Origin of the sequence: Neoroseomonas rubea, assembly GCF_016106015.1 — a bacterium.
GTDB classification, from domain to species: domain Bacteria; phylum Pseudomonadota; class Alphaproteobacteria; order Acetobacterales; family Acetobacteraceae; genus Neoroseomonas; species Neoroseomonas rubea.
On the sequence record NZ_JACADQ010000570.1, the window covers coordinates 1 to 1469 of the forward strand.

At 74.1% G+C, this 1469-nt stretch carries 1 protein-coding gene; it reads right to left on the reverse strand.

Annotated features, from left to right (window positions below):
* On the reverse strand, positions 1-1411 hold a 1411-nt coding region (locus tag HW577_RS24940), incomplete at its 3' end, for a polyketide synthase (RefSeq protein WP_232475229.1).
* Between the last annotated feature and the right edge of the window lie 58 nt (positions 1412-1469).

Here is a 1469-nt window from a genome sequence, read left to right on the forward strand (position 1 = left end):
CCGCGAGCAGCGCGAGCGCGGCGCGCGACGGTGCCGAGAGGATGAGTGGCGGCTGGCCGCGGCCCGCGGCTTCGCGCGGACGGGGCGCGGGCGGTGCCGCGCCGAGCAGCGCGGTCGCGTTGGTGCCGCCGAAGCCGAAGGAATTCACCCCGACCACGGCATCCGCGCGCGGCGCCGCCGCTTCAAGACGATGTGCAACGGCGAGGTTGAGCGCTGCGAAGTCGATTTCCGGATTGGGCTCGTCGAAATGTAGCGAGGGCGGCACCGCGCCCCGTTCCAGCATCAGCAGCGCCTTCATCAGCCCGGCCATGCCGGAGCCCGCTTCCAGGTGGCCGAGATTGGTCTTCACGGAGCCGATCGGCAGCGGCGCCGTCCGGTGGCGCGCGATGGTGGTGCCGATCGCCCAGGCTTCCGCCGGGTCGCCCACGCGCGTGCCGGTGCCATGCGCCTCGAAGGCTAGGAAGCGGTCGGGATCGACGCCGCTGCGCGCCAGCACGCGCGCCATCAGCGCCGCCTGCGCCTCCCGGTTCGGCAGCGACAGTCCGATGGTGCGCCCGGCCGCGTTGGTGCCGCTGCCCAGAAGCATGGCGCGCACCCGGTCGCCGGCCGCCCGCGCATCCTCGATGCGCCGGAGGATCACGACGCCCGCGCCTTCCGCCCGCACGTAGCCATCCGCCGCCGCGTCGAAGGCGCGGCAGCGCCCGTTGGGGGAGAGCATGCCCGCGCGCGAGAAGCCGACGAAGGAATAGGGCGATAGCAGCATGTTCACGCCACCGACCACCGCCGCCTCGATCTCCGGCTCCTCGGCGAGCGTCCGCGCGGCGAGATGCAGCGCGACGAGGGCGGAGGAGCAGGCGGTATCGACCGTCTGCGCTGGTCCGCGCAGGTCGAAGACGTTGCCGATCCGGTTGGCGACGATCGACAGCGCGTTGCCGGTCATGAAGAAGCGGTCGCCGGCGGACGGATCCTCGAGCCGCAGTTCGGCGTAGTCGGTGGAGGATGCGCCGGCGAAGACGGCGATGCTGCGCCCGGCGATGCGCTCGGCCGGCCAGCCGGCATCCTCGAAGGCCTCTGCCGCCACTTCCAGCAGCAGGCGCTGCTGCGGGTCCATCTCGGCGGCTTCGCGCGGGGAAAGGCCGAAGGCCGCGGGGTCGAAGCCGGCCGCGTCGCCGATCGTGCCGGCGGCGAAGGTGTAGGCGCGGCCCGGTTCACCCTGGCGCGGGTGGAACCAGCGCGCCTGGTCGAAGCGCTCGGGCGGGACCGTCGTGACCGCGTCCCGCCCTTCGGCGAGCAGCGTCCAGAGGCTGTCGAGGTCGGGCGCGCCGGGCAGCCGGCATGCGGCGCCGACGATGGCGATGCCGGCGCCGGCCTGCTCCGCGCGCGCGCGCCGGCGCGCTGTCCCGCGCTTCATCGTTGCAGCATCGCGCGAAGCCTCAACGGGCCGCGACCGGCTCGGCCGGCAGTCGCTC